The sequence below is a fragment of the Mesorhizobium sp. M0159 genome, from assembly GCF_040322295.1.
Taxonomy (GTDB): domain Bacteria; phylum Pseudomonadota; class Alphaproteobacteria; order Rhizobiales; family Rhizobiaceae; genus Mesorhizobium.
Window position 1 is genome coordinate 1 of the sequence record NZ_JAMYTF010000060.1, and the last position, 26,293, is coordinate 26,293.

20 protein-coding genes, 5 pseudogenes and 1 riboswitch are annotated in these 26,293 nt (G+C 59.2%); of the genes and pseudogenes, 15 read left to right on the forward strand and 10 right to left on the reverse strand.

The annotated features are described in order from the left end of the window. A pseudogene (locus NKJ32_RS31090) lies at positions 1–264 on the reverse strand (coproporphyrinogen III oxidase); the annotation flags it as partial. An 879-nt stretch (positions 265–1,143) separates the two neighbouring features. Then, positions 1,144–1,302 (reverse strand): hypothetical protein, encoded by a 159-nt coding sequence (locus NKJ32_RS31095; RefSeq protein WP_023679701.1) that lies wholly within the window; start codon positions 1,300–1,302, stop codon positions 1,144–1,146. Between the two features lie 149 nt (positions 1,303–1,451). On the opposite strand from NKJ32_RS31095, the gene NKJ32_RS31100 reads away from it, so the two are divergent. From NKJ32_RS31100 to NKJ32_RS31115, 4 genes and pseudogenes are all read left to right on the forward strand, one after another. Further along, the gene (locus NKJ32_RS31100) at positions 1,452–2,639 is read left to right on the forward strand and encodes a Fic family protein (RefSeq protein WP_023679700.1); all 1,188 of its coding nucleotides are present in this window, start codon (positions 1,452–1,454) and stop codon (positions 2,637–2,639) included. 512 nt (positions 2,640–3,151) lie between these two features. Further along, the gene (locus NKJ32_RS31105) at positions 3,152–3,343 is read left to right on the forward strand and encodes a hypothetical protein (protein WP_023679698.1); all 192 of its coding nucleotides are present in this window, start codon (positions 3,152–3,154) and stop codon (positions 3,341–3,343) included. A gap of 189 nt (positions 3,344–3,532) precedes the next feature. After that, positions 3,533–3,915, forward strand: a pseudogene (locus NKJ32_RS31110) (PfkB family carbohydrate kinase); the annotation flags it as partial. Positions 3,916–4,149: 234 nt separating this feature from the next. Next, positions 4,150–4,687: pseudogene (locus NKJ32_RS31115) on the forward strand (transposase); the annotation flags it as partial. 6 nt (positions 4,688–4,693) lie between these two features. Here the strand turns inward: NKJ32_RS31115 and NKJ32_RS31120 are convergent. Both NKJ32_RS31120 and hemN read right to left on the reverse strand, forming a co-directional pair. Then, positions 4,694–5,044, reverse strand: coding sequence for an isopentenyl transferase family protein (locus NKJ32_RS31120; RefSeq protein WP_198023633.1), 351 nt, complete (start codon positions 5,042–5,044; stop codon positions 4,694–4,696). 185 nt (positions 5,045–5,229) lie between these two features. Next, on the reverse strand, positions 5,230–6,672 hold the full coding sequence (hemN, locus tag NKJ32_RS31125; RefSeq protein WP_352644016.1) for an oxygen-independent coproporphyrinogen III oxidase: 1,443 nt from the start codon (positions 6,670–6,672) through the stop codon (positions 5,230–5,232). A gap of 1,004 nt (positions 6,673–7,676) precedes the next feature. Between hemN and NKJ32_RS31130 the strand changes: the two genes are divergently transcribed. From NKJ32_RS31130 to NKJ32_RS31150, 5 genes and pseudogenes are all read left to right on the forward strand, one after another. Next, positions 7,677–8,822, forward strand: coding sequence for a porin (locus NKJ32_RS31130; protein WP_023679692.1), 1,146 nt, complete (start codon positions 7,677–7,679; stop codon positions 8,820–8,822). 14 nt (positions 8,823–8,836) lie between these two features. After that, positions 8,837–9,046: pseudogene (locus tag NKJ32_RS31135) on the forward strand (bifunctional hydroxymethylpyrimidine kinase/phosphomethylpyrimidine kinase); the annotation flags it as partial. A 402-nt stretch (positions 9,047–9,448) separates the two neighbouring features. Then, positions 9,449–10,981: a Fic family protein gene (locus tag NKJ32_RS31140; RefSeq protein ID WP_352829912.1), complete on the forward strand. Its 1,533-nt coding sequence runs from the start codon at positions 9,449–9,451 to the stop codon at positions 10,979–10,981. A gap of 175 nt (positions 10,982–11,156) precedes the next feature. Further along, positions 11,157–11,900: a hypothetical protein gene (locus NKJ32_RS31145; protein ID WP_352829914.1), complete on the forward strand. Its 744-nt coding sequence runs from the start codon at positions 11,157–11,159 to the stop codon at positions 11,898–11,900. 230 nt (positions 11,901–12,130) lie between these two features. Further along, the gene (locus NKJ32_RS31150; RefSeq protein WP_352829916.1) at positions 12,131–12,946 is read left to right on the forward strand and encodes a hypothetical protein; all 816 of its coding nucleotides are present in this window, start codon (positions 12,131–12,133) and stop codon (positions 12,944–12,946) included. Positions 12,947–13,574: 628 nt separating this feature from the next. Here the strand turns inward: NKJ32_RS31150 and NKJ32_RS35620 are convergent. Beyond that, on the reverse strand, positions 13,575–13,865 hold the full coding sequence (locus NKJ32_RS35620; RefSeq protein ID WP_502902712.1) for a hypothetical protein: 291 nt from the start codon (positions 13,863–13,865) through the stop codon (positions 13,575–13,577). On the opposite strand from NKJ32_RS35620, the gene glyA reads away from it, so the two are divergent. The 3 genes from glyA to NKJ32_RS31170 all read left to right on the forward strand — a co-directional run bounded on the left by glyA (position 13,864) and on the right by NKJ32_RS31170 (position 17,530). Further along, complete coding sequence (gene glyA / locus NKJ32_RS31160) at positions 13,864–15,201, forward strand: serine hydroxymethyltransferase (RefSeq protein ID WP_352829919.1); 1,338 nt, start codon at positions 13,864–13,866, stop codon at positions 15,199–15,201. The genes NKJ32_RS35620 and glyA overlap by 2 nt on opposite strands. A gap of 54 nt (positions 15,202–15,255) precedes the next feature. Next, entirely contained in the window at positions 15,256–16,431 is a 1,176-nt protein-coding gene (gene metK, locus NKJ32_RS31165) for a methionine adenosyltransferase (RefSeq protein WP_352503099.1), read from the forward strand. A 106-nt stretch (positions 16,432–16,537) separates the two neighbouring features. After that, positions 16,538–17,530 carry an adenosine kinase gene (locus tag NKJ32_RS31170; RefSeq protein ID WP_352829921.1) on the forward strand — a complete coding sequence of 331 codons (993 nt, stop codon included), beginning with the start codon at positions 16,538–16,540 and terminating at the stop codon, positions 17,528–17,530. A gap of 32 nt (positions 17,531–17,562) precedes the next feature. Here NKJ32_RS31170 and NKJ32_RS31175 read toward each other — a convergent pair whose 3' ends face one another. Then, the gene (locus NKJ32_RS31175; protein WP_352829923.1) at positions 17,563–18,237 is read right to left on the reverse strand and encodes a transposase; all 675 of its coding nucleotides are present in this window, start codon (positions 18,235–18,237) and stop codon (positions 17,563–17,565) included. Positions 18,238–18,526: 289 nt separating this feature from the next. Here NKJ32_RS31175 and NKJ32_RS31180 point away from each other — a divergent pair. Further along, positions 18,527–19,845: pseudogene (locus tag NKJ32_RS31180) on the forward strand (MFS transporter); the annotation flags it as partial. A 211-nt stretch (positions 19,846–20,056) separates the two neighbouring features. After that, the gene (locus NKJ32_RS31185) at positions 20,057–20,890 is read left to right on the forward strand and encodes a helix-turn-helix transcriptional regulator (protein WP_352829925.1); all 834 of its coding nucleotides are present in this window, start codon (positions 20,057–20,059) and stop codon (positions 20,888–20,890) included. Between the two features lie 317 nt (positions 20,891–21,207). Here NKJ32_RS31185 and NKJ32_RS31190 read toward each other — a convergent pair whose 3' ends face one another. Beyond that, on the reverse strand, positions 21,208–21,462 hold the full coding sequence (locus NKJ32_RS31190; RefSeq protein ID WP_352829927.1) for a hypothetical protein: 255 nt from the start codon (positions 21,460–21,462) through the stop codon (positions 21,208–21,210). Positions 21,463–21,991: 529 nt separating this feature from the next. Beyond that, positions 21,992–22,192, forward strand: a riboswitch (cobalamin riboswitch). Positions 22,193–22,287: 95 nt separating this feature from the next. On the opposite strand from NKJ32_RS31190, the gene metE reads away from it, so the two are divergent. Then, positions 22,288–24,624, forward strand: coding sequence for a 5-methyltetrahydropteroyltriglutamate--homocysteine S-methyltransferase (metE, locus tag NKJ32_RS31195; RefSeq protein WP_352829932.1), 2,337 nt, complete (start codon positions 22,288–22,290; stop codon positions 24,622–24,624). Positions 24,625–24,732: 108 nt separating this feature from the next. On the opposite strand, the gene NKJ32_RS31200 is transcribed toward metE, so the two are convergent. From NKJ32_RS31200 to NKJ32_RS31210, 3 genes are all read right to left on the reverse strand, one after another. Beyond that, entirely contained in the window at positions 24,733–24,951 is a 219-nt protein-coding gene (locus NKJ32_RS31200) for an FMN-binding negative transcriptional regulator (protein ID WP_352542147.1), read from the reverse strand. A 34-nt stretch (positions 24,952–24,985) separates the two neighbouring features. Then, positions 24,986–25,888, reverse strand: coding sequence for a dihydrodipicolinate synthase family protein (locus tag NKJ32_RS31205; RefSeq protein WP_352829928.1), 903 nt, complete (start codon positions 25,886–25,888; stop codon positions 24,986–24,988). A gap of 52 nt (positions 25,889–25,940) precedes the next feature. After that, the coding region (locus NKJ32_RS31210) for a PLP-dependent transferase (RefSeq protein WP_352829930.1) at positions 25,941–26,293 on the reverse strand (353 nt) is incomplete at its 5' end.

Consider the following 26,293-nt stretch of genomic DNA (forward strand, 5'->3'; position numbering starts at 1 on the left):
CTGTGCCAGCGCGAGCTCGTCGTGCGGCAAGGCGAAATGGTCGAGCCCGATCTCTCGGTAGCCGGCGGCAACCAGCGTCACGGCGGCAGCCGCATGCTGTTCAGCGCGGGCAGCGATGTGGGGAAGAAATTTCGCCTCGATGAGGCGCTGGTTCTTTATTTGGGATGGGATATGCGAGTAGCCGAACAAGGCAAGCCGGTCGGGGCGCATGGCGACCGCTGCCCTCGCCGTCTCGACCCACTACTCCACCGTTTGACGCGGCAGGCGTCCCATGGTGATAACAAACCACCTTGCCGCTGAGCTCGCCTGTGTCTTTGCGTTATGCCAGTCCGTTCCGCTTAGATGTCTTGGCTGTTCCCGCCGAGACCTCACGCGCACCGTTTTATTCCCACCATCCCTCCCCGTCAGCTCCGCCTGGGAAATTCTGCCAGCTTGCCGGATCCGACGAGATAATGCAGCACTGGGACGGACTTTGCTCGCCAGCTAGCGACCGTGGTGATCTCTGCCAAAAGGACGAGGCCATGAACGCGATCGGCGCTAACGGTGGCGGTTTGTATAAGCCTTGGGGTGGGAACTGGGCCTTCTATGCTGGCGCCACATACAAGCTCAACGAGACAACTTCGTTCTACCTTCGGCTCTCCCGGTGACCAGCTCTCAGTAGCGTCGCGGCAAACGTTGCCCATGGGCTTCTTTTCGATTTCACAGCTACGGCGACTCCAAACTCAGCAGTCGGCAAGATGGAAGCTTCCAACGGGAACTGCCCAATGCGAACAAGAAGAGCAGTGTCGGCAGTAATCCTGCGCCTCGAACGCTCATCCTAACGCCGTGAAGCGTTGAGCTCCGAGGTTGAGCAGACCAAGCCCGCAACACGCTCCAAGAGAACGGCGCATAGAAGCCATACGAGATTGCAGCCTAGCCTCGGGGCCGGGACGTTGTGTCATATCAGACCGGTGGGGATGAAGCCTGCCATCCAGCACCCAGTCAGTTTCAGGTCAAACTTGAACTCCCAGTCGGGTCAGAACGCGATCAACTGGCAGTCCGACGCACTTAAAAATGACAAATGGACCGGGCGCGAGAGAACAAGCTCACACAGCATAAGCGAAGCTCCAGGCGAATCTTGCGCTGGCCGAGGCAGAACCATGTTTAAAGCTGCCTGTTTTCCACCTCGAACCTGTCTGAGTCCGGCCGATCGTCATAGATCGGCCAAAGCATCGGCCAGATGGCTCCCCCAATTACGGTTTGTGCATAGTTGTCAGTGCGATAGGCCTGCCGAACATCGGCCATGATCATCATCGGCAGCATCGATTTGTGTCCAAGCTTGGCAGCGGTGGCAGTGCCGAGGCCCGCAAGTCCGCATGCCGACGATCGGCCAGAAGATCGGCCAAACAATCTGGTCAACTGAAAATTTATGTTTATAATCACGCATTTGGCGGAACCCAAGATCGGCCGATATGGAAGAGAGCGTACAGCGCATCGAACCGGCACGCCTACCCGATGTATCCGAAACTATCTCGGATGCGCTGGTAGAGCTGTCGGCGACGTCGGCTGTTTTGGGCAAAAGCCTGCACTCGCGTACCGCAGCCAACCTAGCCGATCTCGTGCGCATCATGAACACCTACTACAGCAACCTGATCGAAGGCCACGATACGCGCCCGCGCGACATCGAACGGGCGCTGGTCGGAAACTTCGATCGAGACGAGAACCGCCGCAATCTGCAGCTCGAGGCGGCCGCGCACGTTCGCCTGCAAGCCGAGATCGACCGCCTGGCTGCCGATGGGCAGTTGCCGGAACCAGCATCGGTAGGTTTTCTTCGATGGCTGCACGCGGAATTCTATCGCGATGCCGAAGCGCCCATGCTGACCATCAAGGGTGCCGGCCGTGAGTTCGTCATGGCGCCAGGTGAGTGGCGATCGAAGCCAGAGCATGACGTCGCCATCGGCCGGCATGAACCGCCTTCGAGCGATCGCGTCAACGATTTCATGCAATACTTTGCCATGCGTTATCGCTTCGATAAGCTGGGCAAGGCCGGACGCATCCTGACCATTCCTGCCGCGCATCACCGCTTCAACTACATTCACCCGTTTCCGGACGGCAACGGACGCGTCAGCCGATTGATGAGCCACGCCATGGCCCATCAGGCCGGGATCGCCGCGCACGGGCTGTGGTCGATCTCACGAGGCTTGGCACGTGGCGTGAAAAGCCGAATGGATTACAAGAGCATGATGGATCATGCCGATATGCCCCGCCAGGGTGATCTCGACGGACGTGGCAACCTCTCCGAACGCGCGCTCGGCGATTTTACCTTATGGTTCCTGCAGGCGTGTATCGATCAGGTGAGCTTCATGACCGGACTGTTCGATCTCGACACGTTGGCCAAGCGGCTGTATCGCCATGTGGAGCGCAGTGGTCTGAAGCCCGAAGCCGGCCGCCTCGTGGAGGAAGCGCTCACGCGCGGTGAGTTTGACCGCGGCGAGGCATCCCGTATTAGCGGACTACCCGAACGTACGGCGCGTCGACTGTTCAATGACGTAATCGCGCTCGGACTATTGGCGTCGGAAACGCCAAAGGGCCCAGTGTCCCTACGCTTTCCGGCGGACGCTCTGGACGCGCTGTTTCCGAAGCTTTTTCCGGAAACCTAAAAGCATAGGGCGCTCACGATCTTAAGCCACTTCTCCTCGGAACCGGAAAGATTGTCGCCGGATCGCCCGAAGCCGCAGACCACCTCGTCGACAGCATGAGGATGTCGTGTTTGCGCAGCACCGCCTGAACCTTTGGAAAATAATCCTCCTGTGGCACCAGCATGCCGCCGGCGCCCATGATCGGCTCGGCGAGCGGATCAGGGCGTCGAGTTCCTGGGCCAGGCGCGTTGTCCGCCGGCCGGCAGACCATCCAGATAGTGAAATGGCCGCGCCGCGAATATGACGGGAAGCGGCGGCAGGTTGAAGGACTTGTGCATGTGCGGCAGGCCACTCAGCGCCGCGCCCGTGAGCGCCAGCGAGTGGTCGTCGGCGGGCTCGATGGCGCTATCAGGTCGGGGACTCGACCTCTATGATCATCACCGATTTAATTCAAATTTGTCTGTATATATTGACGATTGCGCGACCTTCACCTCGTAAACGGCAATGCGGGCGGATAGAGAGGGTCCTATGATATGACAAGCGATTTTTCCGCCGCCCGAGGGCATTTAGATCGAGCGTATGACTACCTTTGTGGGGATGACCCGATGAGTCAAAGGGGCCGCGAAGCCTTGGATCTGCTAATTGAGGCGGTTGCCGTCGAAGAGTTCAAGCAGCCACGCCAAAGCGCGGAGGTGCTAAGGTTTCCGATCGGGCGCCGCTGCTGAGGTCATCTCCACGGCTGCCATGTAGCCTCAGGTGGCAGGGACTCGCCGCCCCGTGAGGGCCGGGAGAACGCATTGGCAAAAGGAAAGCCCACTTGCCAGACCCGCGCCGGCCGGCGTGGTAAGAAGGCCGGCGGATTCCCAAGCGGAGACATTGACGCCGGACTATGACGTTCTTTGCATCGGCAATGCAGCGCCGGCAACACCGCCGCCGGCGTAGGCAGCTTCGGCGGGCGCGCCGCCTTCTTCGGCAGGTGTGGAACGACCTCTCGGCGAGATCTACGCCCACGACATCCACGCCCAGGGCGTCGCCTTCGACACCGAACCGCTAGTGGGACAACCACCGACGGCATGCTCGATGATCTTCGTCACGCCCGATGGCGAGCGCTTATCTCGGCGCCTGCTTCGAACTCGGCCCCGACGATGTCGAACGGGACAAGGCTTCGGGCACCAAGGTCACTTATTTCGAGGGCTATCTGGGGGACCCGCCGCGCGCCAAGCAAGCGATCCGGCAGACCGCGCGGCTGGCGCATGCCGCTGGGCGCGAAGTGTCGATGACGCTGTCGTATTCGTTTTGAGTCGACCCCTACCGCGACGAGTTCGTCGAGCTGATCCGCTCCGGCACGGCAGCAGCAGGTCGTCTGGATCGCCGGGACTATCCGGGTGAGTACGTCGGGGTAGTGTGCTGAGAGTTCTGCAAATTCGCTGAGAGGGGGCGGTCATGGCAGGCTGGTGATTGTTCACGTCACCTGATTCCCGCGAAGGAACGCCACCATGACCAAGACTGAAGTTAAGACCGCCAGCGCTGCCGTCAAAGCAAGGGCATCGGGTTGGACGTGTCCGACGATCATGCCGGCCTGGTGGCAGCGATCGGCGAGGTGATCCCCGAAGCCGCCTGGCAACGCTGCTACGTGCACTTCCTCAGGAACGCGCTCGATCATCTGCCGAGGAAGCACGGCGACGACTGCCTGCAGGAATTGCGCTGGCTCTACGACCGGCGCGATCTCGCAGAGGCCAGGGCTGATCTTGCCGCATGGCTTGCCAAATGGTCGGCCCGCTATCCGGTCTGACAGGCTGGGCCGAGGATGCCATCGAACAAACCCTGACCTTCTTCAGGCTGCCGAGACAGCACCACAAGCATCTCAAATCCACCAACACGCTGGAGCGGCTCAACGAGGAAATCCGCCGGCGCACCTATGTCGTGCGCATCTTCCCCAATACCGAAAGCTGCCTGCGCCTGGTCAGGGCCTTGGCCGTCGAGACCAATGAAAACTGGAGGCCAACCGATACATCAACATGGACGACCTGCGCGAGCACAAGAAGCTCGCTCTGCGCCAAGCCGCATGACCAGCATCATGGCCGCCCCATTTTGCAGAACTTGACGCACACAACCCGCTTTGCTCTCTCTACAAAGGCATCGGAGTTGCCGAGCCGCCACCGCCTTACATGCCACTGAAAGCGCCAGCCCGATGCTGACTCGCGCCATGTGAATTGAGAAGGGAGATCGAGCCGGCTGCGAGTGAGCCCAGGCTGAGATCTAAGCTCATCCACGTGCATGATCAGCTTACGACGGGTAGTCACGGCGTGGATGTGCCCGCGGTTAGGGGGCGTATCCAAGTAAACCCGCTGGGTAGATTGCAGTTCGGAATCCGAGGCACGCTCGCTGCCCGTAGCGATTTGAGGACAGCATTGTACACGATCCAACGCAATGACCGGCCGTCCGGTCTCTCGTGCAATTTAAATTGAAACGTCTGTCTTGCCGCTGCAGGTCGGCCCGTAAATCAAATGGATTAGCATGTGTTTACCGCTTAGAAGCCCTTGTTTTTCGAACTAACTGCCGACAAGAAACTGGATAGGCTGTTCTCGTCGTTCGGTCCAGTTCACCTCGCCTATGTCGACATTTTACGGCGCTTCACTAACCGGGCACCGCACGATGGCAACTCGTTCTCTCCGGCAAAAGATACTCCCTGTGTTAGCTTCCGTGTTGTGTGCTTGCCCTCACCTGCGGGATACGTAAGGCCATCCCTAAAAGCATCGAATGCGGCAGCGACAGCGCGAACCCCAAAGCGATGCTCCCGCCGTACGCGGACAAAACCGTTTTCGAAGTCCACTATTCCGTCCTTGGCCAGCATCGCCAAACGCTCATCTGAACCGCGAAGACGGATCGGATCAGATCCGTGGGCGACACAGATTGCCGGCACGTCAGCCTCGAAATCGCACATTAATCGCTCGATGATTGCGGCTCGCAGGCGGTCGTCGTCTGTGAGGCGATGGCCCTTCGATGTCGCCAGTCGGCCAGCTGCGATGTGCCGGATGTAGAAATCCCGTGTAACTTCGTTTTGAACGTACCCCTGGCCGATGCGGCCGATAGCCGACGCGCCGAAACCGATCAGGGTTCTGCAGGTATCGGCAGAGTAGCCCAACGAGTTACGTCGCAAGCGACCTGTTTCCTGTGCCAGCGCGAGCTCGTCGTGCGGCAAGGCGAAATGGTCGAGCCCGATCTCTCGGTAGCCGGCGGCAACCAGCGTCACGGCGACAGCCGCATGCTGTTCAGCGCGGGCAGCGCTGTGGGGAAGAAATTCCGCCTCGATGAGGCGCTGGTTCTTTATTTGGGATGGGATATGCGAGTAGCCGAACAAGGCAAGCCGGTCGGGGCGCATGGCGACCGCTGCCCTCGCCGTCTCGACGCACGACTCCACCGTTTGACGCGGCAGGCCGTAGATGAGGTCGAAGTTGATCCGGTTTACTCCATGCCGGCGCAGCATTTCCACGGCAGCCGACGTCTGGGCCTCGCTCTGGATTCGGTTGATCGCTTTTTGAACAATGGGATCGAAGCTCTGTACGCCCAGGCTCGCGCGGTTCACGCCGGCCGCTCCCAAGCCTTCCGCCATCTCGGGCGTGAGCGTGCGTGGATCGATCTCGATGGCGACCGTAGCTGTTTTCGAGATGGCGAAGCGGCATCGCAGGAACTCCATCAGAGCGAGGAACTCGGCTGGTCCGATGAGAGACGGCGTTCCGCCGCCGAAATGTATGTCGCTCACGGGCAGCGTCTTCGGCACTCGCTCGCAAACCAGACGGATCTCGTCACGCAGCGCCGCCAGATAGTTGAGGATGGGCGCATCATGGCGGGTTATGGTGGTTGGGAAGCCGCAATACCAGCAGGCTGATCGGCAGAACGGAACGTGCAGATAGAGTGACACCGGATCCTCAGCCGGCAGGTTCCTGAGCCATGCCTCATAAGCCTCGGCGCCGACCGCCCCGGAGAACTCCGACACAGCCGGATAGATAGTGTACCAAGGCAGCCGGGCCTCTCGAAATTTCGTGGTCTGCAAAGGCACAATCCCATACTGATAACAACCAACCCTACCCACCGCGCCCGCCTGGGTCCTTGCGCTATGTCAGTCCGTTCCGTTTGGGCTCGAATCTAGATCTTTTTAGCAATGGGCGCCGTTCAGTCTTAGGCTGGGCAGCGATGGTCTGAGCACCTGGTCACCGACTGATGATGGTGATCCGTCAGACCCTCACGCGCCCCTTTTGTTCGACTATCCCATCCCTTCCCTTCACCTGCGCCTCGGAGATTCTACTGAGCGCAGCTGCCGCAATGGGCGAGACATACGGGCTTGGGACCAGATTTTGCTCGCCAGATAGTGCCGGCCCCCTTAGTGAACTCTGCCATGTCGATGAGCTCGTTGTTTGAATTGCTGGCAAGATGCATTAGCTGTGGCGCGCCGCTTTCAGGACGAGAACCTGCTCGGCGCGACAGTCCTGTCCGCCGCAATGCCAAGGCAGGCGCCCTACTGGCTTTGATGCAAAGCTGCAGCGCGTAGTTGTCGACCATCAGCTCGCCAAAATGACGGCGTCGTGCCGAGCGGTCCCGCCGCATGATGCCTCAACGTCGGGCTCACCACAAACAATGCTCTCCCCATGAACGAAACTGTCGCGAAGCGAACAGTCGAACCGTAGCCGAAACGTTTTCCGTTCGTGCTTGGGTGGATCCGCAAGGCAAAAACAAGGAAGTGCGAACCAAGGTCCGCCCGCACAATTGAGCTTCAAGCCGCAGCTGGTCGTCAGGCTGGCACGTCATTTGCGGTCGAATGCAGGACCGTTTGTGACGCCTACCTCTACCAGCTGAGTTGACTGTGATGATTGTACAAAACTTTGCACACCTCCATTTCGGCGATAATTACGTTATCGGCAGCTAAAACCAAATATTTTACAACAATGACCAGAGTACATTCTAGTCCTTCCTTCAGGGCTTAGCTGACGGCCCAGCACAACTGCGCGCGTTTCAAAGTTGTTCGTGTCCATCACTTTATTATTAAAGCGGAGATCGACAATGACCATTAGGAGCCTCCTCCTCGGCTCAACTGCGGCACTGATTGCCGTTTCCAACGCTCGCGCCGTCACCACCGCCGCCGAGCCTGACCCGACTGAGTACGTCAAGATCTGCAACGTCTACGGCTCGGGCTACGTCTACATTTCAGGCACCGAGACCTGCCTGCGAATCGGCGGCTCTGTCCGTTACAACGTCGGATTGTTTGATCACGCAAGAACCTCGGATGTGAGGACTGGTGAGCATCAGGGCACATGGCAAAACAACACGCGCTTCACATTGAAAACTTGGACCGGCCAGGAGACCGAACTCGGCACGTTGAAGACCTACACCGAAACCCGAATGAACTTCGGCAACCGCCACACTTCGGTTTCGGACAGTTCTCGGTCCTATGCCTTCAACGGAGACAGCACCTTGACTTTCGCCTGGATTCAGCTTGGTGGCCTCCGAGTTGGTAAGGACTGGTCGGCCTTCGACATGTTTATTGGCGGCGCGGGTGACGTACTCAACCAGACGCCGGTTCCGTACGGCTCTTTCGATACCAATGTGGTTCAGTACTACTTCGACGCCGGGAACGGCTTTTCGGCCGTGGTTTCGCTCGAAGAAGGCTCGGGCGTGGTCGGCACAATCGACAGCTACGCACCGCACGTAGTCGGCGGCTTGAAATACACACATGGCTGGGGCGCGATCACCGGCGTTGCCGCTTATGATAGCAACTACGAATCGGTGGCCGCCAAGGTCCGTGTCGACATCAATGTCACCAACGAACTGTTGCTGTTCGGAATGCTCGGCTACGGTTCCAACGGCAAGCTCAACGACGACTCCACGAACGCCATCGACGCTCATGGTCGCGGCTTCTATAAGAGTTGGGGCGGGAACTGGGCTTTCTGGGCTGGCGCCACTTACAAACTCAACGAGACAACTTCGTTCAACCTTCAGCTCTCCGGTAATCAGCTCAAGAACCATGGTGTCGCTGCAAACGTCGCGTATGCGTTTCTTCCAGATTTCACAGTTACGGCGGAACTCGACTATGGCCGATACGGTAACTTCGCCGTCGGCAAGGTGGACGGCGCTTCCAACATGAATTGGACCAACGCCAACAAGAAGAGCAGTGTCGGCGGAATGCTGCGTTTCGAACGCTCATTCTAACGGATGAAAGGGCGCTGAGGCAGGCATCGCATGTACTTGTCGTCGGCGGATCGGACTCCAGTGGGGGTGCCGGAATCGCGCGCGATATCGAGACGCTCTCCTCCATGGGCGTGCGCAGCTGCCTTGCCGTCACTGCGGTGACGGTGCAAACACACGACAGCGTCACGGACATCCTTCATCTGCAACCCGGTCTGGTGGCCGATCAGATGCGTGCAGCGATCTCGCGGGCGTCGCGGCGTAGTGAGCGCGGGCGCGGCCGTGATGATCGTGGCGGGAGGGAGAGGTAAGGAGCGTCTTTCCTTTGAGAATTCGCGTTTACGGGTACCCACGATGCACAACGGGCGAGTTTTTCAAAGAGGCGCGTCCTCCTTCGAAGCGCTTCGGAGGGCCAGGCTCTAGGCTCGCCCCGAGCCCCTGCGTAGCCTGCGGGGGAGCTGGGTCTCGGCGCATCCGGGTAACGATCCTTCGCGCGGCTATGGAAACGATCGCATTTGCCGATTGTCGCATAAAAAACTTGTTATCGCCCGACTAAAAAAACTTGCAACTCCACAGCATCATTGACTTGTCGCCTATCAGCACTATATACTTGGAGTCGCACAGCTCTAAAAACTTGCAAAGGCACGGCCATGGCCAAGCCCCATGAAAAACTCGCTGTATCACTGGCCGGCCTCAAAGAGCTGCAGGAGGGTGGGCGGCGCATATTCAAATCAGATGAGCTGACCCGCGTCCACCGGGAGCGGCTGCTGCAGAACGGGTTCCTGCGCGATGTTATCAAAGGCTGGCTCATGTCGACCGGCCCGCAGGCACGGCAGCAAGACACCACCCCTTGGTACGCGAGCTTCTGGGAGTTCTGCTCCCTTTACTGCAATGACCGGTTCGGCAAGGACTGGTTCCTCTCACCGAAGCAGTCGCTGCTTCTGCACGCGGAAGCGCCCACTATTCCGCCTCAGGTGGTGGTGAACACCCCCAAAGGCACGAATAACAAAATCGACCTGCTGTTCGGCACTTCGCTCTATGACCTCAAGGTCAAGGAGATGCCGGCCGAACTGACAGAGAAAAACGGCCAGCGCGTGTTCACTGTCGAGGCCGCCCTTACCCGGGTGCCGGAAGCGTTCTTCCAGCGCGCCCCTATCGAGATGCAGATCGCCATGGCGTCGGTGCGCGACGTATCAACCGTTCTGGCCCTGCTGCTTGATGGCGGCCATTCCGCCGTGGCGGGACGGCTTGCGGGGGCCTTCCGTCGCGTAGGACGCGACTCTTTTGCCGATGAAATCGTGGCCGCCTTCAAAGCCGCCGGCTATGACGTGCGCGAATCCGATCCGTTCGCGGGACAAATTGGAGTGACAACTATTGCGGCGGGCGTACCGCCGTTGGTCGCCCGCCTGCGCGCGATCTGGCAATCGCAGCGCGAAGTCATCATCGAGATATTCCCGAAGGCACCCGGACTGCCGTCCGACAAAGACGCCTATATGAAGTTCGTCGAGGATATCTACGAAAGCGACGCCTACCATTCGCTGTCGATAGAAGGGTACAGCGTCACCCCGGAACTCATCGACCGGGTGCGCGAGGGGAGCTGGAATCCGGAGATTGATGAAGAGGACCGCAAGAACCGGGATGCGCTTGCCGCGCGTGGCTACTACCTCGCATTCCAGAAGGTCAAAGACTCTGTTGCCGCGATCATCAACGGCAAGCCAGCCGGCGCGTTGACGCGGGACACTCACCGGGAGTGGTACCGGGAGCTGTTCGCGCCGTCAGTGACCGCCGGCATCCTCAAAGCCAGCGCGCTTGCGGGATATCGCAATCACCCTGTGTACCTGCGCGGCTCGCAGCACGTGCCGCCGCGTACCGAAGCGGTGGCCGATGGTATGAATGAGCTGTTCGACCTGCTGGAGGCGGAGAAGGAGGCCTCCGTGCGTGCCGTGCTGGGGCATTGGCTTGTGGGCTATGTGCACCCCTATCCGGACGGCAACGGACGAATGGCGCGGTTCCTCATGAACGCGATGCTGGCTTCAGGCGGTTACCCCTGGACAGTCGTCAGAGTCGATGACCGGAAGGCCTACCTCGCAGGGCTGGAGGAGGCGAGCGGCAATATGAATGTGAAAACGTTCGCCGCCTTTCTCGCCGAACGGGTGAAGTGGTCTATGGAGAAGGCGGCGTGAGGTCGGTGGTGTGCCATGTTTAACTTGCTTGTCTCGGGCCACGGCGAGTGGTGGGAAACGCCGCCGTTCACGTCAACCATTGACCGGTTCAAGGAATCTAGCGGCGCCGAGGCCGAGGCTATCGACCTCGCGCCCTGAAACATTGCGCCGGCTGGAGGAAATCCCGGCGCTTTTGATGTACGAAGTCGGGGCGGGAGGCCCGCACGCGCGCGTGGTCCGGCACAGCCGCATACGCAATGTCGTTCGGCGCGGACACGAACTGGCCTTCACCTTCGAGCCCGATCCGAAACATGCCTTTCTCGACCGGTCAGCGGTGTTGAGAATTGCGGACCGGCTGGGCATTCAACAGTTCGAACAGCACCGTACGCACTGGGCGATCAAGGATGGTGACATTCCGGCCGAGCTGATTGCCACCAGCACCGCTGAACGGGCGCAGCGCACCTTTGCCGTGGTTGCGGCAGAATATGTAGAAGCGCGCCGCGAGGGACGAAGGAGAGAAGCTGCCGAACTGGCCGAAGAACTGGAGGATTTTCCTCCCTCGCTGGAGAAAGCACTGTCGCTCGTGCCGGCGCGTATCCTTCAGCAGCCGACACCCGAATTATACCCGATCCTTGGGATAGAGCCCCGCACGCCCGAAGGCCGCAACGCCGTCGTGGCCGTCGTCGCAAGGGATCACAATGGGCAGGACTTGCCTGCCGACTGGTCTTATTCGCTGGCGTGGTTCCTGGACCTTTACGGCAGCGCGACGGAAGCGGGGCGCCTTGACGGCGCGCTGGCCGAATGCGCAACGCATATGATCGCGCTCGGCACTGGCGAGGGAGAAGCCGCCGCCCCGGTTGAAGATATCGGCTACGCACTCTGGCGCTGTTCGCGAAGCCCGAAACTTATCGGCGATCTGCGCCGGGAATCGCTGAGATAGCGCAGGAGGTTTTGTCGCTTACCAAAATCAACTGGAACTCGACCCAGATCAATCCAGAAGCTTCCCATTCCCATTCTAGCAGCCAGAAGAGTGGGTGAGCTCTTTAAATATCTATCCGAGGAATCGATAAGCTCAGACTATCGCACGTATACATAGTTTTTTCTGTTATATGGTCTGCTCGGCTGCAGGCAAAGAGCCCCGGATAAACTTCAGCACGAAAGCAGAATTGAATGAAGGTGGGCTACACGGAGTTCTCATTTGGGTATGCCTTCACGGAAAACCTTATCCGGTCATCGTCAGCCGCACCTGTAGGCGCGCCGGTCTTTCCAAACCTCATACAGGAAGGGCATTCTGGCTTTGACAATTTCCCAGGGGTTCCGCTGTTTTTCCAGTACAAGCTTCCGGAGCTGATGAAGCGAGGAACTGCGTTTGAGATTGCGAGCGGACATTGTCCCGGTTTGTCGATACCATTTTTTCGGATTGCGATGATGCGCAGGGATGTGTCGCGTCAGCATGAACTGCTTCTTCGGCTTGAGGCGCGCTATCCGTCAAACGTCTTCTATGCGGCTCCTTGTATTGCAAACATCAGCGATTTCGACCGCTCTTATAATGGAGCAACCGTAGCACGGCAGTCCATTTTCGTCTCACCAGGGGATATTGGGCCCTTGCCAGACGACAAAGCATACAGCCTTGCCTATAAACCTGGACTGGCAACTGGATATTTTTGCTCGAAACCCAAGCCCACCAAAGTTCAAACATTTGATGATCTCGCTGCGCTCTTTAAGGAGCAGTTCGCCGAGAAGCGTTTTGCGGAAGTCGGCGAGGCGGCGCGTGAGATGCGCGAAAACGTACTTGAGCTTGCTTCGCCGTCAATGCGGCAAGCCGAACAGCTCATTGCTGAACGGGTCGGCGCGAGACGCATTCAGAGTCAAGACGGCGCAGCCAGACCGCCCCAGGAAGAGGGCGCAGTCACTGACATTCTCGGAGCGCGGGAAATTGCGCGTGTCGATCTTGGCGTCGACCTTCTGGTGGCCCAACCACGCTAACGACATCATACCTCGCTGATTAGCCCAGCTTTTGTCTAGGCCACAGTTATGAGACTACGAACTACTTGGCCAGGAAGAAGATCGGATTGAAAGCGAACCTTCCTTGTCATCTTTGCATCACGGTCAGTCTGCACGAGATTGACCGCTGCAAGCCGGGAGCAAGACCGGGCTGGGCAAACGTTGCAACAGATCCTTCAAGGAAATTCATAGACTCTTAGCAACTCCGGTTCGCTGTGAATGGTAGGCTTATTGCAACGTTTGAGTCAGTGGGGTCCGAACCGTGGCTTATTCTCCGACCCGCCGAACTGCGTGCAATTTCGGCTAAAGGCAATGGCAAGAAGAGCGCCCATCTTGTTTGTTCGACACAGCCATATCGGCTCAAAACAGTATCTTCACGGCCACCGAGATTGTCCGGTCGGTGGACAAGCAACCATATTATTTGGTTCGAAAGCTGCAACATCTGTGGAGAACGCGAAATGACAAATTCAGTAGGACGAGTGCCCAGGCTTTCCAAGTGGCTTGGTCCTGACCAATGCTGACACTGGTCAGTCGCCTTCGGACGGCAGCGCATTTAGATCGCCTTCGAATTCTAGGCCTTTGCGCGCACGCGGACCTAACTGTCTGCCAGCTAGCGGAGATTCTGGGTCTGCGTCGTGAGCACGTTGTACGACACGTCCGGCTGCTGGCCAAAGCCGACTTTCTTTACTGCAACGAACAACGTCCGTGGTGCTCGTACAATCTCAAAACAGGAGGTAAGGACGGCGGGCTGGTTCAATTGTTGGTTGATCTCCTGCCCCACGGCGATGGTTATCACAAACGAGACCTTCAACGGCTCGAAGCGGTACGAGACACGCGGCCGAAGGGGACCGCATGCTTGACCGTGAAATAGATCAATCCAATTGGAGCGCGAAACCACCATGGACAACTCCGCCGACGGCGCCATCGCGCAGCCCGACACTTACGGACGGTCTCGCTTGGCGACGGTTGATTGCCGCGTTCACGAACTGCTTCTAAGACAGGAGCGGCAGGAGCGGACGACGCTCAAACTGATCGCATCTGAGAACTTTGCCTCCTCGGCCGTGCTGGAAGCGACCGGTTCGATTTTCACGAACAAGTACGCCGAGGGGTACCCCGGTGCGCGCTACTATGCAGGAAACGAGATCGTTGATGAGCTTGAGAACCTAGCCGTTGAGCGCTTGAAAACACTATTTGGCAGCGAGCATGCCAACGTCCAGCCTTATTCCGGCTCGCCGGCCAACCAGGCTGTCTATCGTGCGCTTTTGAGCCCCGGTGACAAAGTCATGGGCTTGCCCCTTCCGGAAGGGGGCCATCTGACTCATGGTTGGGCGATCAACTTTTCCGGAACTGACTATCAACGCGTCCCCTATGGACTAGATGAAAAGACACAGCAGATTGACTATGACCGCTTGCGCGAGACAGCCAAGCGGGAACGGCCGCGGCTCATTTGGGTCGGCGGAACTGCTTACCCGCGTGTCTTTGACTACGCGGCAATGGCAGAAATCGCCCTGGAAGCGAACTCCTATCTCGTAGCCGACATTGCGCACATCAGTGGCCTGATTGCCGCGGGAGCGCACCCGAATCCCGTGCGCCATTGCGACGTGGTCAGCAGCACCTCCCACAAGTCGATCCGCGGTCCCCGCGGTGGTTTCATTTTGTCCAGGAACGAAGATCGCTATCAGGCCCTGTATCATCCAAAGAGCAAATACAATCTCGCCAGACGAATAGATCGGGCGGTCTTCCCTCACCTGCAAGGTGGGCCCCATATGAATGTCATCGCTGCGCTAGCTGTTGCCTTGCACGAAGCCGCGAACCCGTCCTTCCGAAGCTACGGCCAACAGACCGTCAAGAATTCCAAGGCTCTGGCCCAGGCACTGCTCGAGCGAGGTTATGACCTGGTTACCGGGGGGACGGACAATCACATGCTGATCCTTGATCTGCGCGATCGACCGCTATCGGGCAAGGCCTATGCCGAGCGACTAGCAAAGGCAGGCATCATCACAAACTTTAATATGGTGCCTGGCGACCCGCGGGATCCGGCGGTCACAAGCGGAATTCGCCTGGGGGCGCCAGCAGTGACGTCAATGGGCATGCGCGATGTGGAAATGGTGCAAATTGCTGGCTTCATTGACTCCGTCCTCCGGCGGCCAGACGACGAAGATCTCCATGCCTGCGTGCGAAGAGACGTTGCCGACTTGTGCGCTGCGTTCGACGTCCCGGGCATCACCGACAGGTAAGGTGGGCTAAGCAAAATGCCCCATACAACTCCAACACCCGAAGCGAGGCATTTCATGGCTAGGCAGTTCGTGTTCTCTTCCGAATCGGTTGGCGCGGGACACCCGGATAAGTTGGCCGACAACATCTCGGATGCCATCCTCGATGCCATCCTCCGCACCGATCCCAAGGCGCGCGTCGCCTGTGAAGCGTTGGTAAAATCAGGGATGGTCGTTCTGGCTGGCGAGATTACCAGCGATGCGCAGGTGGATTATAGCCAAGTTGCGCGCGATACGATTCTCGATATTGGATACGACGATGAGGCCGTCGGCTTTGACGGCCGGCGTTGCTCCGTCGTTCATGCCCTCACCGAGCAGTCGCCCGACATCAGCCAAGGCGTTGACGAGGGACGAGGGCAGGACCTCCAACAGGGAGCGGGAGATCAGGGCCTCATGTTCGGCTACGCATGCCGCGAAACCGATACTCTGATGCCTTTGCCGATCCAGCTCGCTCATCGCTTGACGAAACGACAGGCAGATGTCCGGAAAGCACGACAGCTTGGCTGGTTGCGTCCTGACATGAAATCCCAAGTCTCAGTGCGCTATGAGGGGTTGCGCCCGGTCGCCCTGGATACCATCGTCGTATCGACCCAACATGACGAGCAGGTCTCGCAAGAGACGGTCCGTGAGGGCGTCATTGAGGAAATCATAAAGCCTGTCCTGCCGACCCACCTGGAGACGGAAGGCATCAGAATTCTGGTCAACCCGACGGGGAGGTTCGTAGTCGGCGGGCCGCGCGGCGACTGCGGTCTCACTGGACGCAAGATCATCGTCGATTCCTATGGTGGGATGGGTCGTCACGGCGGCGGCGCCTTTTCGGGCAAGGACCCGTCCAAGGTTGACCGCTCAGCTGCCTATGCGGCCCGGTATGTCGCAAAGAATATCGTCGCTAGCGGACTTGCGGACGTCTGCGAGGTGCAGCTTGCTTACGCAATCGGCGTGGCCAGTCCGGTTTCTGTCATGGTCAACACGTTCGGGACAGCGAGGGTTGAGGAAAGAAGGATCGAGCGCCTCATTCTTGAGTTGTTCGATCTCAGACCGAAGGGCATTATCAAGATGCTTGATCTCTTACGCCCTATATACCGCAACACCGCGACCTATGGCCATTTCGGCCGTGAAGAGCCTGATTTCACCTGGGAGAAGACAGACAGGGCCGACGAATTGCGTCGCGAGGCAGGACTTGCCGCCCCGTGAGGGCTGGCGCCGAACGGATTGGCAATCGGAAAGCCCATTCCCACTGGCCAGACCCGCCCGCGGCCGGCATGCCTGAAAGCCGGTGGGCTTTTGGGAGACATCATTGATGCCGGACTATGACGTGCTTTGTATCGGGAATGCCATCGTCGACATCATCGCCCAGTGTGACGAGGCGTTCCTGGAGACGAACGGCATCATCAAGGGCGCAATGAATTTGATCGATACGAGGCGCGCCGAACTGCTCTACAGCCGCATGGGCCCGGCGATCGAAGCCTCGGGCGGCAGCGCCGGCAACACGGCGGCGGGCGTGGCCTCCTTCGGTGGTCGCGCCGCCTTCTTCGGCAAAGTCTCCAACGACGCGCTCGGCGAAATCTACGCGCACGACATCCACGCGCAGGGCGTCGCCTTCGACACCAGGCCGCTTAACGGCGAACCACCGACGGCGCGCTCGATGATCTTCGTCACGCCGGACGGCGAGCGCTCGATGAACACCTATCTCGGCGCCTGCATCGAACTCGGCCCGGAGGACGTCGAGGCCGACAAGGCGTCGGGCGCCGCGGTCACCTATTTCGAGGGTTATCTATGGGACCCGCCGCGCGCCAAGGAGGCGATCAGGCAGACGGCTAAGCTCGCCCACGCCGCCGGGCGCGAAGTGTCGATGACCCTGTCGGACTCGTTCTGCGTCGACCGCTACCGCGACGAATTCCTCGATCTGATGCGCTCCGGCACCGTCGATATCGTCTTTGCCAACAGCCACGAGATCAAGTCGCTCTACCAGACCGCGGCCTTCGACGAGGCGCTGGCGCAAATCCGCAGGGATTGCAAGATCGCCGCCGTCACCCGCTCGGAAAGGGGCTCGGTGATCGTGCGCGGCGACGAGACGGTCACCATCGAGGCGACCAGGGTCCGCGAGCTGGTCGACACGACAGGCGCCGGCGACCTCTACGCTGCCGGCTTCCTCTACGGCTACACGCAAGGCCGCAGCCTAAAGCATTGCGGCGATCTCGGCTCGCTGGCGGCCGGGCTGGTCATCCAGCAAATCGGCCCAAGACCACGGCAGAATTTGCGTCGCAAGGCGGAGCAGGCGCGATTGCTGTAGGTGGCGAGCCAAGAACCAGCTGCCCACCCTCCTTAATCCAGCCCGAGCCTTTTCTTCAGTTCCGCATTCTCCTTGCGGAGACGATCGGCAAGCAGGCTCTTTAGCCGCTTGTTTTCTTCCTCGAGCGCGACGAGATCCTTCAGCCCGTCACTGTCCGCCGCCGGCGCCGCCGCCTTCTTCCAAAGATAATATGTCTGTTCCGAGATGCCGGCTTGCTTCACCGCACTCTTGAGAGTAGCGCCGCCGCCGATCGAGGTCTCGATCTGCGCCAGCTTCTGGGCACGATCCTTCGCGGAGTAGCTCTTTCGGCCTGTTCGCGCTGACGGCGGTGCTACAGTGGCTGCGGATATCGGCTTGGCGCCGTTCTTGCGGGCAGGCGAGCTCGCCTCAGCTTCTGGCTTCCTCGACCGCCGCGCTCTCGCCTTCGGTTTTGGCGTTTCCGTTTTGTCTGCCGGTTCGCTAACTACTGCTGACTCGGTTTCCAGAGGATTGGCCATGAAATGCTCCACTCGCGGTTCGTGCAAAGGTTCAGCATCAAGGACCACTACAGTAGAGTCAACAAGCCGACGATTTAACGGCTCGACTTCCTTTGTTGTCTCGGCCATCGCCGCGGCGATGTCGAAATTGCCCCAGATGGAACGTGCGGATTTTTGATAATTGCGCTTTTGTTTGACTTCCACGGTGAATGGTCGCGTCTGCCGCCTCATAGTTCCTTCCTGAATAGGAGAATGAAGTCGCCGCTCGAATTTTTGGCGCTTCCTGCTTAGCGCGGAGCATTATCGTATAGCCGCTCAACGGGCAAGTGATGCCGGTCTTCGATGGCTGACCCATCTGGGGAGACTTGAGCGGCTTCGCGCGTCCTGCGCATGCCTGTAAGGCCGCCAAGTTTTCTGGGTTAGCAGGCGCGCACTGTGGCAGCTTGGCTTGTACGGCGAGGCCATGGTTGAGTGAGGCGAAACAAATCCAGCCCCGCGGTCAATCCCGAGGCTTCCCACAATGGCGAAGAGAACATCTTCACTCGTTCCTTTTGAGCACAAGACCTTCCGTTCGCTATGGTCGGCTGCACTCATTTCGAACCTTGGCACCCTAGTGGAAGGTGCGGCGGCAGCTTGGCTGATGACGAGCATCGCCACCTCCCATGGAATGGTGGCGCTCGTCCAGTCATCGACCACCCTCCCCTACATGATCTTCTCGCTCGCGGCGGGAGCGCTCGCGGACAAGTTTGACCGTCGCCGGATCATGTTGACTGCGCAACTGCTGATGGTCTGCGTATCCGCCTTCCTGGCGTTCCTGACCTATGCGGGGAATGACACCCTGGACCCTTCTGGGTCTCACCTTCCTAATCGGCTGTGGTTGGGCATTGCACGATCCCTCTTGGCAAGCCTCCATGGGAGATATCCTGCCTCGCGAACACCTGCCAAGCGGGATTGCGCTCAACGGCATGAGCTACAATCTCATGCGCACCATCGGGCCGGCGATTGGCGGCATAATCGTGGCCACAGCCGGTGCGGCCTTCGCGTTCCTCTTCAACGTCCTTTGCTACTTCGCTCTGATCGCTGCGCTGTTGCGATGGAAAGCCGAACGGGCACGACAAGCGCTGCCGCGGGAGGCTTTCGGCAGTGCGATGGCGGCGGGCTTCCGTTACGTGCTCTTGTCGCCGAACCTTCTCAAGGTGATGTGCCGGAGTTTCATTTTCGGCCTCACCGCCGTTGTCATTTTGGCTCTCCTGCCGTTGGTCGCTCGCGAACAGATCAAAGGGACCGCAGTCACCTACGGCGTGATGCTCGGCTTCTTCGGCCTGGGAGCGATTTGCGGCGCGCTCCTCATCGGGCGGGTCCGAGAAGTTCTCTCCAACGAATGGATCATTCGCGGTGCGTTCTTTGTATTGGCGATCAGCTGCTTCTTTCGGGCATGGAGCGAGCACGTTGGGCTGAGGTGTCTCAACCTCATGCCAGCCGGTGCGGCCTGGATTCAATCATTCTCGCTGTTTAACGTCACAGTACAGCTTTCGGCGCCGCGGTGGGTGGTTGGACGCGCCCTCTCTCTATCAGACGGCCACATACGGCGGCATGGCGGCGGGAAGCTGGCTTTGGGGCGAACTGGCGGATGTCCAAGGTGTTTCGGGAGCCTTGCTCGTCCGCCAGCTGGTTCTTGTGATTGGGGGACTGATGGGCATCCTTCTGCGTCAGCCGGATTTTGAAACGCTCAATCTTGATCCGACCAACAAGTTCAGCGAACCGACGCTGCAACTTGACCTGCGGCCACGAAGCGGTCCGATCATGGTGATGGTCGACTGTCGTGTCGATCAGAGAGATCCAGACTCGCCCACAATAATTATCTGAATTTCAGCAGTAATTTTGATCGTCCATTCGTGCTGTGTACCAGCCCTGTGTCTTGCGCAAGTGGTCACGAACGGCTGCCGGAGCCTCGAAGACGCCCTAAAAACACATGCTGCGATTTTTGAACACGCTTGACGTGTTAGATTAATTCATCCACAATGCGTGTGTTGAACACGCGAGGTGAGTTATGAACATGAGAGAGCTTAGGGTTCGACTGGGCATGACTCAAAAAGATTTGGCAGAGCAGATGGCAACGACGCAACAGACTGTGGCCCGTTGGGAAACAGGCAAAACGCAGTTGAACGTCGAGCAGATCAAGGATCTTTGTCTCACGTTGAAATGCACGGTCGAGGAGCTGCTGGGCTGGAAGATTGATGTCGAGGAGTGGCGCACGAGCCCGTTTGCAATTGCCGATGCCGAAACGCGATACGGCACGCTCAGAATCAAGACGACTGTTGGCAGCCGCCAATATCCTATCGATGAAAATGCGCGTGAATCGATTTTACGTCAGTTGAAGGAACTTCATAATCTTCGTAGAAATAACACAAGCAGGCCATGGCTGTATTGTTGGAGTCTTGACAACAAAATACTCTTGATAAATCCGCAATATGTCCGCACCATTGAGCTTATCGGTGACGATGTAGAGGAGATTCCAGAGTATTATCATCCAGAAATCTATCGGGCTTTGGATGACTGGGATAAGGGTGAGGTTTCAGGAAAGCTGAAGAAAGAATGCGATGCCATTATCGCAGAGATGGGTGATCAGGAAGCCGTGCGCATGGCCTCCTATGTTCGCGTCACATATGACGACGGAGAAGATGAGTGGAACTTCTTGGATGAAGAAACCGCTACGACTTTCTTCGGATTGGAAGCTGCGACCTTTGACGTTCCCCAGTGTAGTTTCGCCGAAGTGGAGGAAGAAGGTTACTACCGAGCGCGATACGCCAACCTTGATCGCGTCGCGGTGATGGAGGTTCCAAGCGACCGTTATCACAGATTGACCGCGCCCGAGGAAGCTTAGAACCATCCACGAAGGGCGCATGTTACATCTCGACCTTGCGTGGTGCGTTTTCAGTACGAGATGACGTTAAGCGTAGGTAGTGGCAGGTAAGAGTGCTCGACCAGAAGCTCAACTGCCTCCTCAATATCGCTGCCGATGTGCCGCAGGACACGTCCACGGGAGCGTGGATAGGCGTGAAGTTCCTGCACTCCACGGTCCGCTCTCCCATCGCCGGTGTGTGCCCGACGCCATCTTGTGGACGAGCTTGGCCGCCTGCACCCGGTTGTATTCCGGCTTGCGGTCCGCCTGGGCGGTCCGCCGCGATGGCTATCTCCATGTCAATCGGCGCCGAACTTTGACTGCCCGCTGCTTTTGATGAATTTGGCGAGGTCCCGCGCATAATCACTCTTGGTCTTCTCCTTGAGGCCCTGTGTCGCGAACTTGTGGTCCAGCAGGGCAAACAGGTCCAAGTCCCCTTCCGCCTGTGGCGCTGGCTTGCCCTCACCGCCCTCGGCTTCCCAATTGGGGACCGCTTCTGCGCGCTGCACCGTGGTGATTGTCCGCCCAAGACGCATCACAAGATCGAACGCCAAACCGTGCGCGTGCACGACGATTTGCCGCTCAGGCCTCATTTGGACAGGACTTGAGCTGGCCCGGTGGTTTGAGCCGGGTTACCTTGAGCCGGTGGGCTGCGAACAAGCAGTTCGAGACATTGGCCTCGATCACTTCGCAACACGCCGCTGCGCCTGGCCTCGGTGTGCTCCCCCCGAAATCGTTGTGTCATATCACCAGGGCATCACGGCCAACAGCTTCCACATGGGCAACAGCCTCGCCATTGAGCCGAATAGCGGTCGGAAGCTCGGAGCCGAAGTTCGACGCCGAGGTGGTTCGCATGATGCGCTAAGCAGCACCACGGCGCTTGCCGGTATGTTTGCTGCCGGCAGCCGACGAACTCCTATCCTCCTGGACAAGGGCGCCGTGCGTCATTGCTTTGATTTACCGGCCGCTCAAGGCTTCCACAGTTTTCGCTTTCGAGGCGACCTTTGGAACGTGCCAACGGAAATTTAACATAACGACATAAACATTTCTTTATGCGGCGTTGACAAAGAAGCGAACTGCTGTAATTGTCTCCCGCGTCGTGGTTCTCCGTACGGCGCTGCCGCAGCGGAGCTAAGAGGGAAGCCGGTGCGATGCCGGCGCTGCCCCCGCAACTGTTAGCGGCGAGCCAACCCCACTCATGTCACTGAGGCGAATAGCCTTGGGAAGACGGGTAGAGGCTATGACCCCGCGAGCCAGGAGACCTGCCACGGCGAATTACGTCCACGGGCGGGGTGCCTCGGTGGCCGCTGCAGCCTGGCGTTCGTGCCGGCCTGCTAGCGCCTTCCTTGTCACCGACGCCCCAACCATCGGGGTCTGGCATGACTATCTCTCAGCAAATTCCTGTAGCAACGCTCGGCGTGCCCCGCTTCGGTCGTCGGCGAGAACTGAAATTCGCGCTTGAAAGCTACTGGTCCGGAAAATCGTCCGCTGCCGACCTTCTCACGACCGCGAAGGCGCTCCGTGCCGCTAGCTGGGAGGAGCAGCACGATCGCGGCGTGTCGAAAATCCCGTCGAACGACTTCTCGCTCTACGACCATGTGCTCGACACCGCAGCCATGGTCGGCGCCGTTCCATCCCGTTACGGCTGGAATAGCGGCGAGGTTCCACTTGACATCTACTTCGCAATGGCGCGGGGCAACCAGGGTCAGACGGAGGATTGTCGACACGCTGGTCACCAGCAGGCGGCTCATCGGTCTGATGTAACCGCGATGGAAATGACCAAGTGGTTTGACACCAACTATCACTACATTGTGCCGGAACTCAACGATGATCAGACGTTCGCCCTCTCGTCGACGAAACCGGTCGATTACTTCATCGAGGCTAAAGCTCTCGGCGTTCACACACGCCCAGTCATCCTTGGACCGATCACCTTCCTCAAGCTGGCGAAATCGCCTGCCGAAGGATTCGATCCCATCGCGCTCCTGCCGCGGCTGCTGCCCGTCTACGAGCAACTCCTGCAGAGGCTGAAGCTGTCTGGAGCCGACTGGGTGCAGATCGATGAGCCAGCGCTTGTCCTCGATCTGAACCCGAACGAACGAGCTGCGTTCGAATTCGCCTATGGCCAGCTGTCGAAAGCCGCGCCCGAGCTGAAGATCATGCTGGCTACCTATTTCGGGCCGCTGGGAGACAATCTCGAAACCGCGGTTTCTCTGCCCCTGGCCGGGCTGCATATTGATCTCGTGCGCGCTCCCGAGCAGCTGGAAACGGTGGGTCGGCTCGCACCGAAGGATCTGGTGCTCTCGCTTGGCTTGATCGATGGCCGCAACGTCTGGCGTGCGAACCTGCCCGCCATTCTCGACCGCATCAAACCGATCGTCGCCGGCTGGCCCTTGGACCGCGTCGAGATCGCGCCTTCTTGCTCGATGCTGCATGTGCCGATCGACCTCCGCATGGAGACGGAACTCGACGCGGACATCAGGTCGTGGCTCGCCTTCGCGGCCCAGAAGACCGACGAGTTGGTGTTGCTTGCCCGGGCCCTGTCCCAAGGCAGGGATGCGGTGGCAGGCGCGTTGAAAGCGTCTGCCGAGGCTGCCGCCACTCGCGTGACATCCACGAAGATCCATGACCCGCTGGTTGAGGGGCGGATCGCCAGCATTGACGACAGCATGAAGCGACGAGAGAGCGCTTTTGCCGAGCGCTCCAGAGTCCAGGCCGGCACGCTCGGGCTGCCGCCGTTCCCGACGACGACCATCGGGTCCTTCCCGCAGACGCCGCAGGTACGCAGGGCGCGGGCCGCTCATGCGAAGGGCCAGCTGAGCTATGTCGAGTACGAGACCTTCCTGAAGAAGGAGATCGAGGCTGCAATTCGCTGGCAGGAAGAGATCGGGCTGGACGTGCTGGTGCACGGTGAGTTCGAACGAAACGACATGGTACAGCATTTCGGCGAGCAGCTGTCCGGCTTCGCCTTCACCCAGCATGCGTGGGTGCAGAGCTATGGGTCGCGTTACGTGCGCCCCCCCATCATCTTCGGCGACGTATCGAGGCCCAATCCGATGACGCTGCGCTGGTGGCAGTTCGCCCAGTCGCTTACGGAAAACCCTGTGAAGGGAATGCTCACAGGCCCGGTGACCATTCTCAACTGGTCTTTTGTTCGCGACGACGTACCCCGCTCCGAAGCATGCCGCCAGATCGCGCTCGCCATCCGCGACGAGGTGACGGATCTCGAATGGTCCGGCGCAAGGATGATCCAGATCGATGAGGCCGCGTTTCGCGAAGGATTGCCACTGCGCCAGTCTGATTGGAACGACTATCTCGACTGGGCTGTCGAATGCTTCCGGATCGCTTCAACGGGTGTAAAGGACGCGACTCAAATCCATACCCACATGTGCTACTCGGAGTTCAACGAGATCATCGACGCGATCGCTGAAATGGATGCGGATGTCATTTCGATTGAGACGTCGCGCTCGAAGATGGAACTGCTGGACGCCTTCACGAGCTCCAAATATCCGAACGAAATCGGTCCCGGAGTCTACGACATTCACTCACCACGCGTCCCGGAAGTCGGCGAAATTTCGGATCTCGTCATGCTTGCCCGCGAGCGACTGTCGGATTCCCAACTGTGGGTAAACCCGGACTGTGGCCTCAAAACACGCAAATGGGAGGAGGTCCGCCCTGCCCTGATGAACATGGTCGATGCAGCACGTGCGCTCCGGTAGAAAGTGTAGGCCGGAGGGTTTCCTGGTTGCTCACCATGTGGTGAGTGACCGGCTGCCGCATGTCGGCCGTGAATGGTGCCAAAACGCGTTCACATCTTTTGAAATAAGTCACGCGAGCGAGAATGTGCACTTTCCTTCGGCACGTGTATTAATCGCGCAGGAGTAAAGGGTACCGTTTTCTCCCTGTGACGTGTCGAGTTCGAAGGGGATGTGATTGGCGTCGAGACCGCTCCGGCCATGGGTTATCAGCATGCCAAGTGCGCTGTTCTCGATCAGTTCGTAAAGGACTTCTCGGCTCGGTTCATCGAAATGCGCGGGTACATACATGACAGGTTCCTTCACTGGCCGCCGGGTTCGCTGTTCACCGGTTGACATCCGATGGCAAGCGTTCCAACGCGGCGGCGATCTGGCGCTTCGCTGCTGAGGGCAGAGGCAGGATGGGACGCGGGGGGTCGGCACGGCAAATGTCGAGCAATTCGGCAAGTGCATAGACGACGCGAAGGCTCGAGAACTCCTTGAAGAGGCTCCAGAGCGGCGCAAGCGTGGCATCGATCCGTCGCGCTTCGGTCGCATCGCCCTGCTGCGCCGCCGCGACGATCTTCATGCAGACCTCGGGCAAGATGCCCGCGAGCACGCTGTACCATGTGTCGGCGCCGGCGATCATGGCCTCGGCAGCGTTCCAGTCGCCGCTGTAGCCAATCGAGAACCCTTCCGGCAGCGTGCGCCTCTGGTCGGCCAGATGGTTCTTGATCGCGTCGCTCCTGTCTGTCGGATTCTTGATAGCGACGACCCCACCCACCTTTGCCAGGCGGCTGACAAGGGCTGGGCTGAAATGGAAATGCGTCGTTCCTGGATTGTCATAGACGACGATCGGCAGGCCACTTTCGCGCGCCACAGTGGAGAAATGTTCGAACACCTCGTCATCAGTGAGCGGGGTGTAGGAAGCGGCCGCAAGCAGCCCCGCGGCAGCTCCAAGGGCCTTGCCGTCCTGCGCGAGCCTCACGGCTTCGTCGGTGCGCAGCGCGCCTACACCCACCACGACCGGCATTTGCCCTGCGGTTTCGTCCAAGGTCTCGGCGAGCGTCCGTCGCCGTTCCTCGCGCGACAGATACATGTAGGTGCCGGTGCTGCCGAGAAGACCGATGGAATCGACCTGAGCGGCGCAAAGCCGAGCAATCAGCCTGCGCAGGGCAACGGTATCAACGCGGCCGTCACGATTGCTCGGGGTGATGGGGAACGCGGAAAGACCGCTCAGGAATGCCATGGCAAGGCTCCAGATCTATGTGTGAGCGCAGAGGTGGCCGCACGCCAAGTCATCACAAGACGTCCAAAGCCCGCCGCAGATCGGCGATTAGGTCATCGGCGTCTTCGAGCCCCACCGAGAGACGCATGAGGTCCTCGCCGACTCCGTCGGCCAAATGGGCATCCTTGCGGATCGGCTGCCGAGCACGTGTGAGGCTTGCTGGATGATAGATGAGGCTGTCGGCATCGCCGAGGCTGACAGCCCGGGTGATCAGGTTGAGCCGGTCCATCATCCGCCGCGCGCCCTCGAACCCAGCGTGGAGGCCAAAGGCCAACATGCCCGACCCTTGGGACATCTGCTTTCGCGCCGTCACCTGATCAGGGTGCGAGTCGAGGAAGGGATAACTCACCCATGCCACCGCCGGGT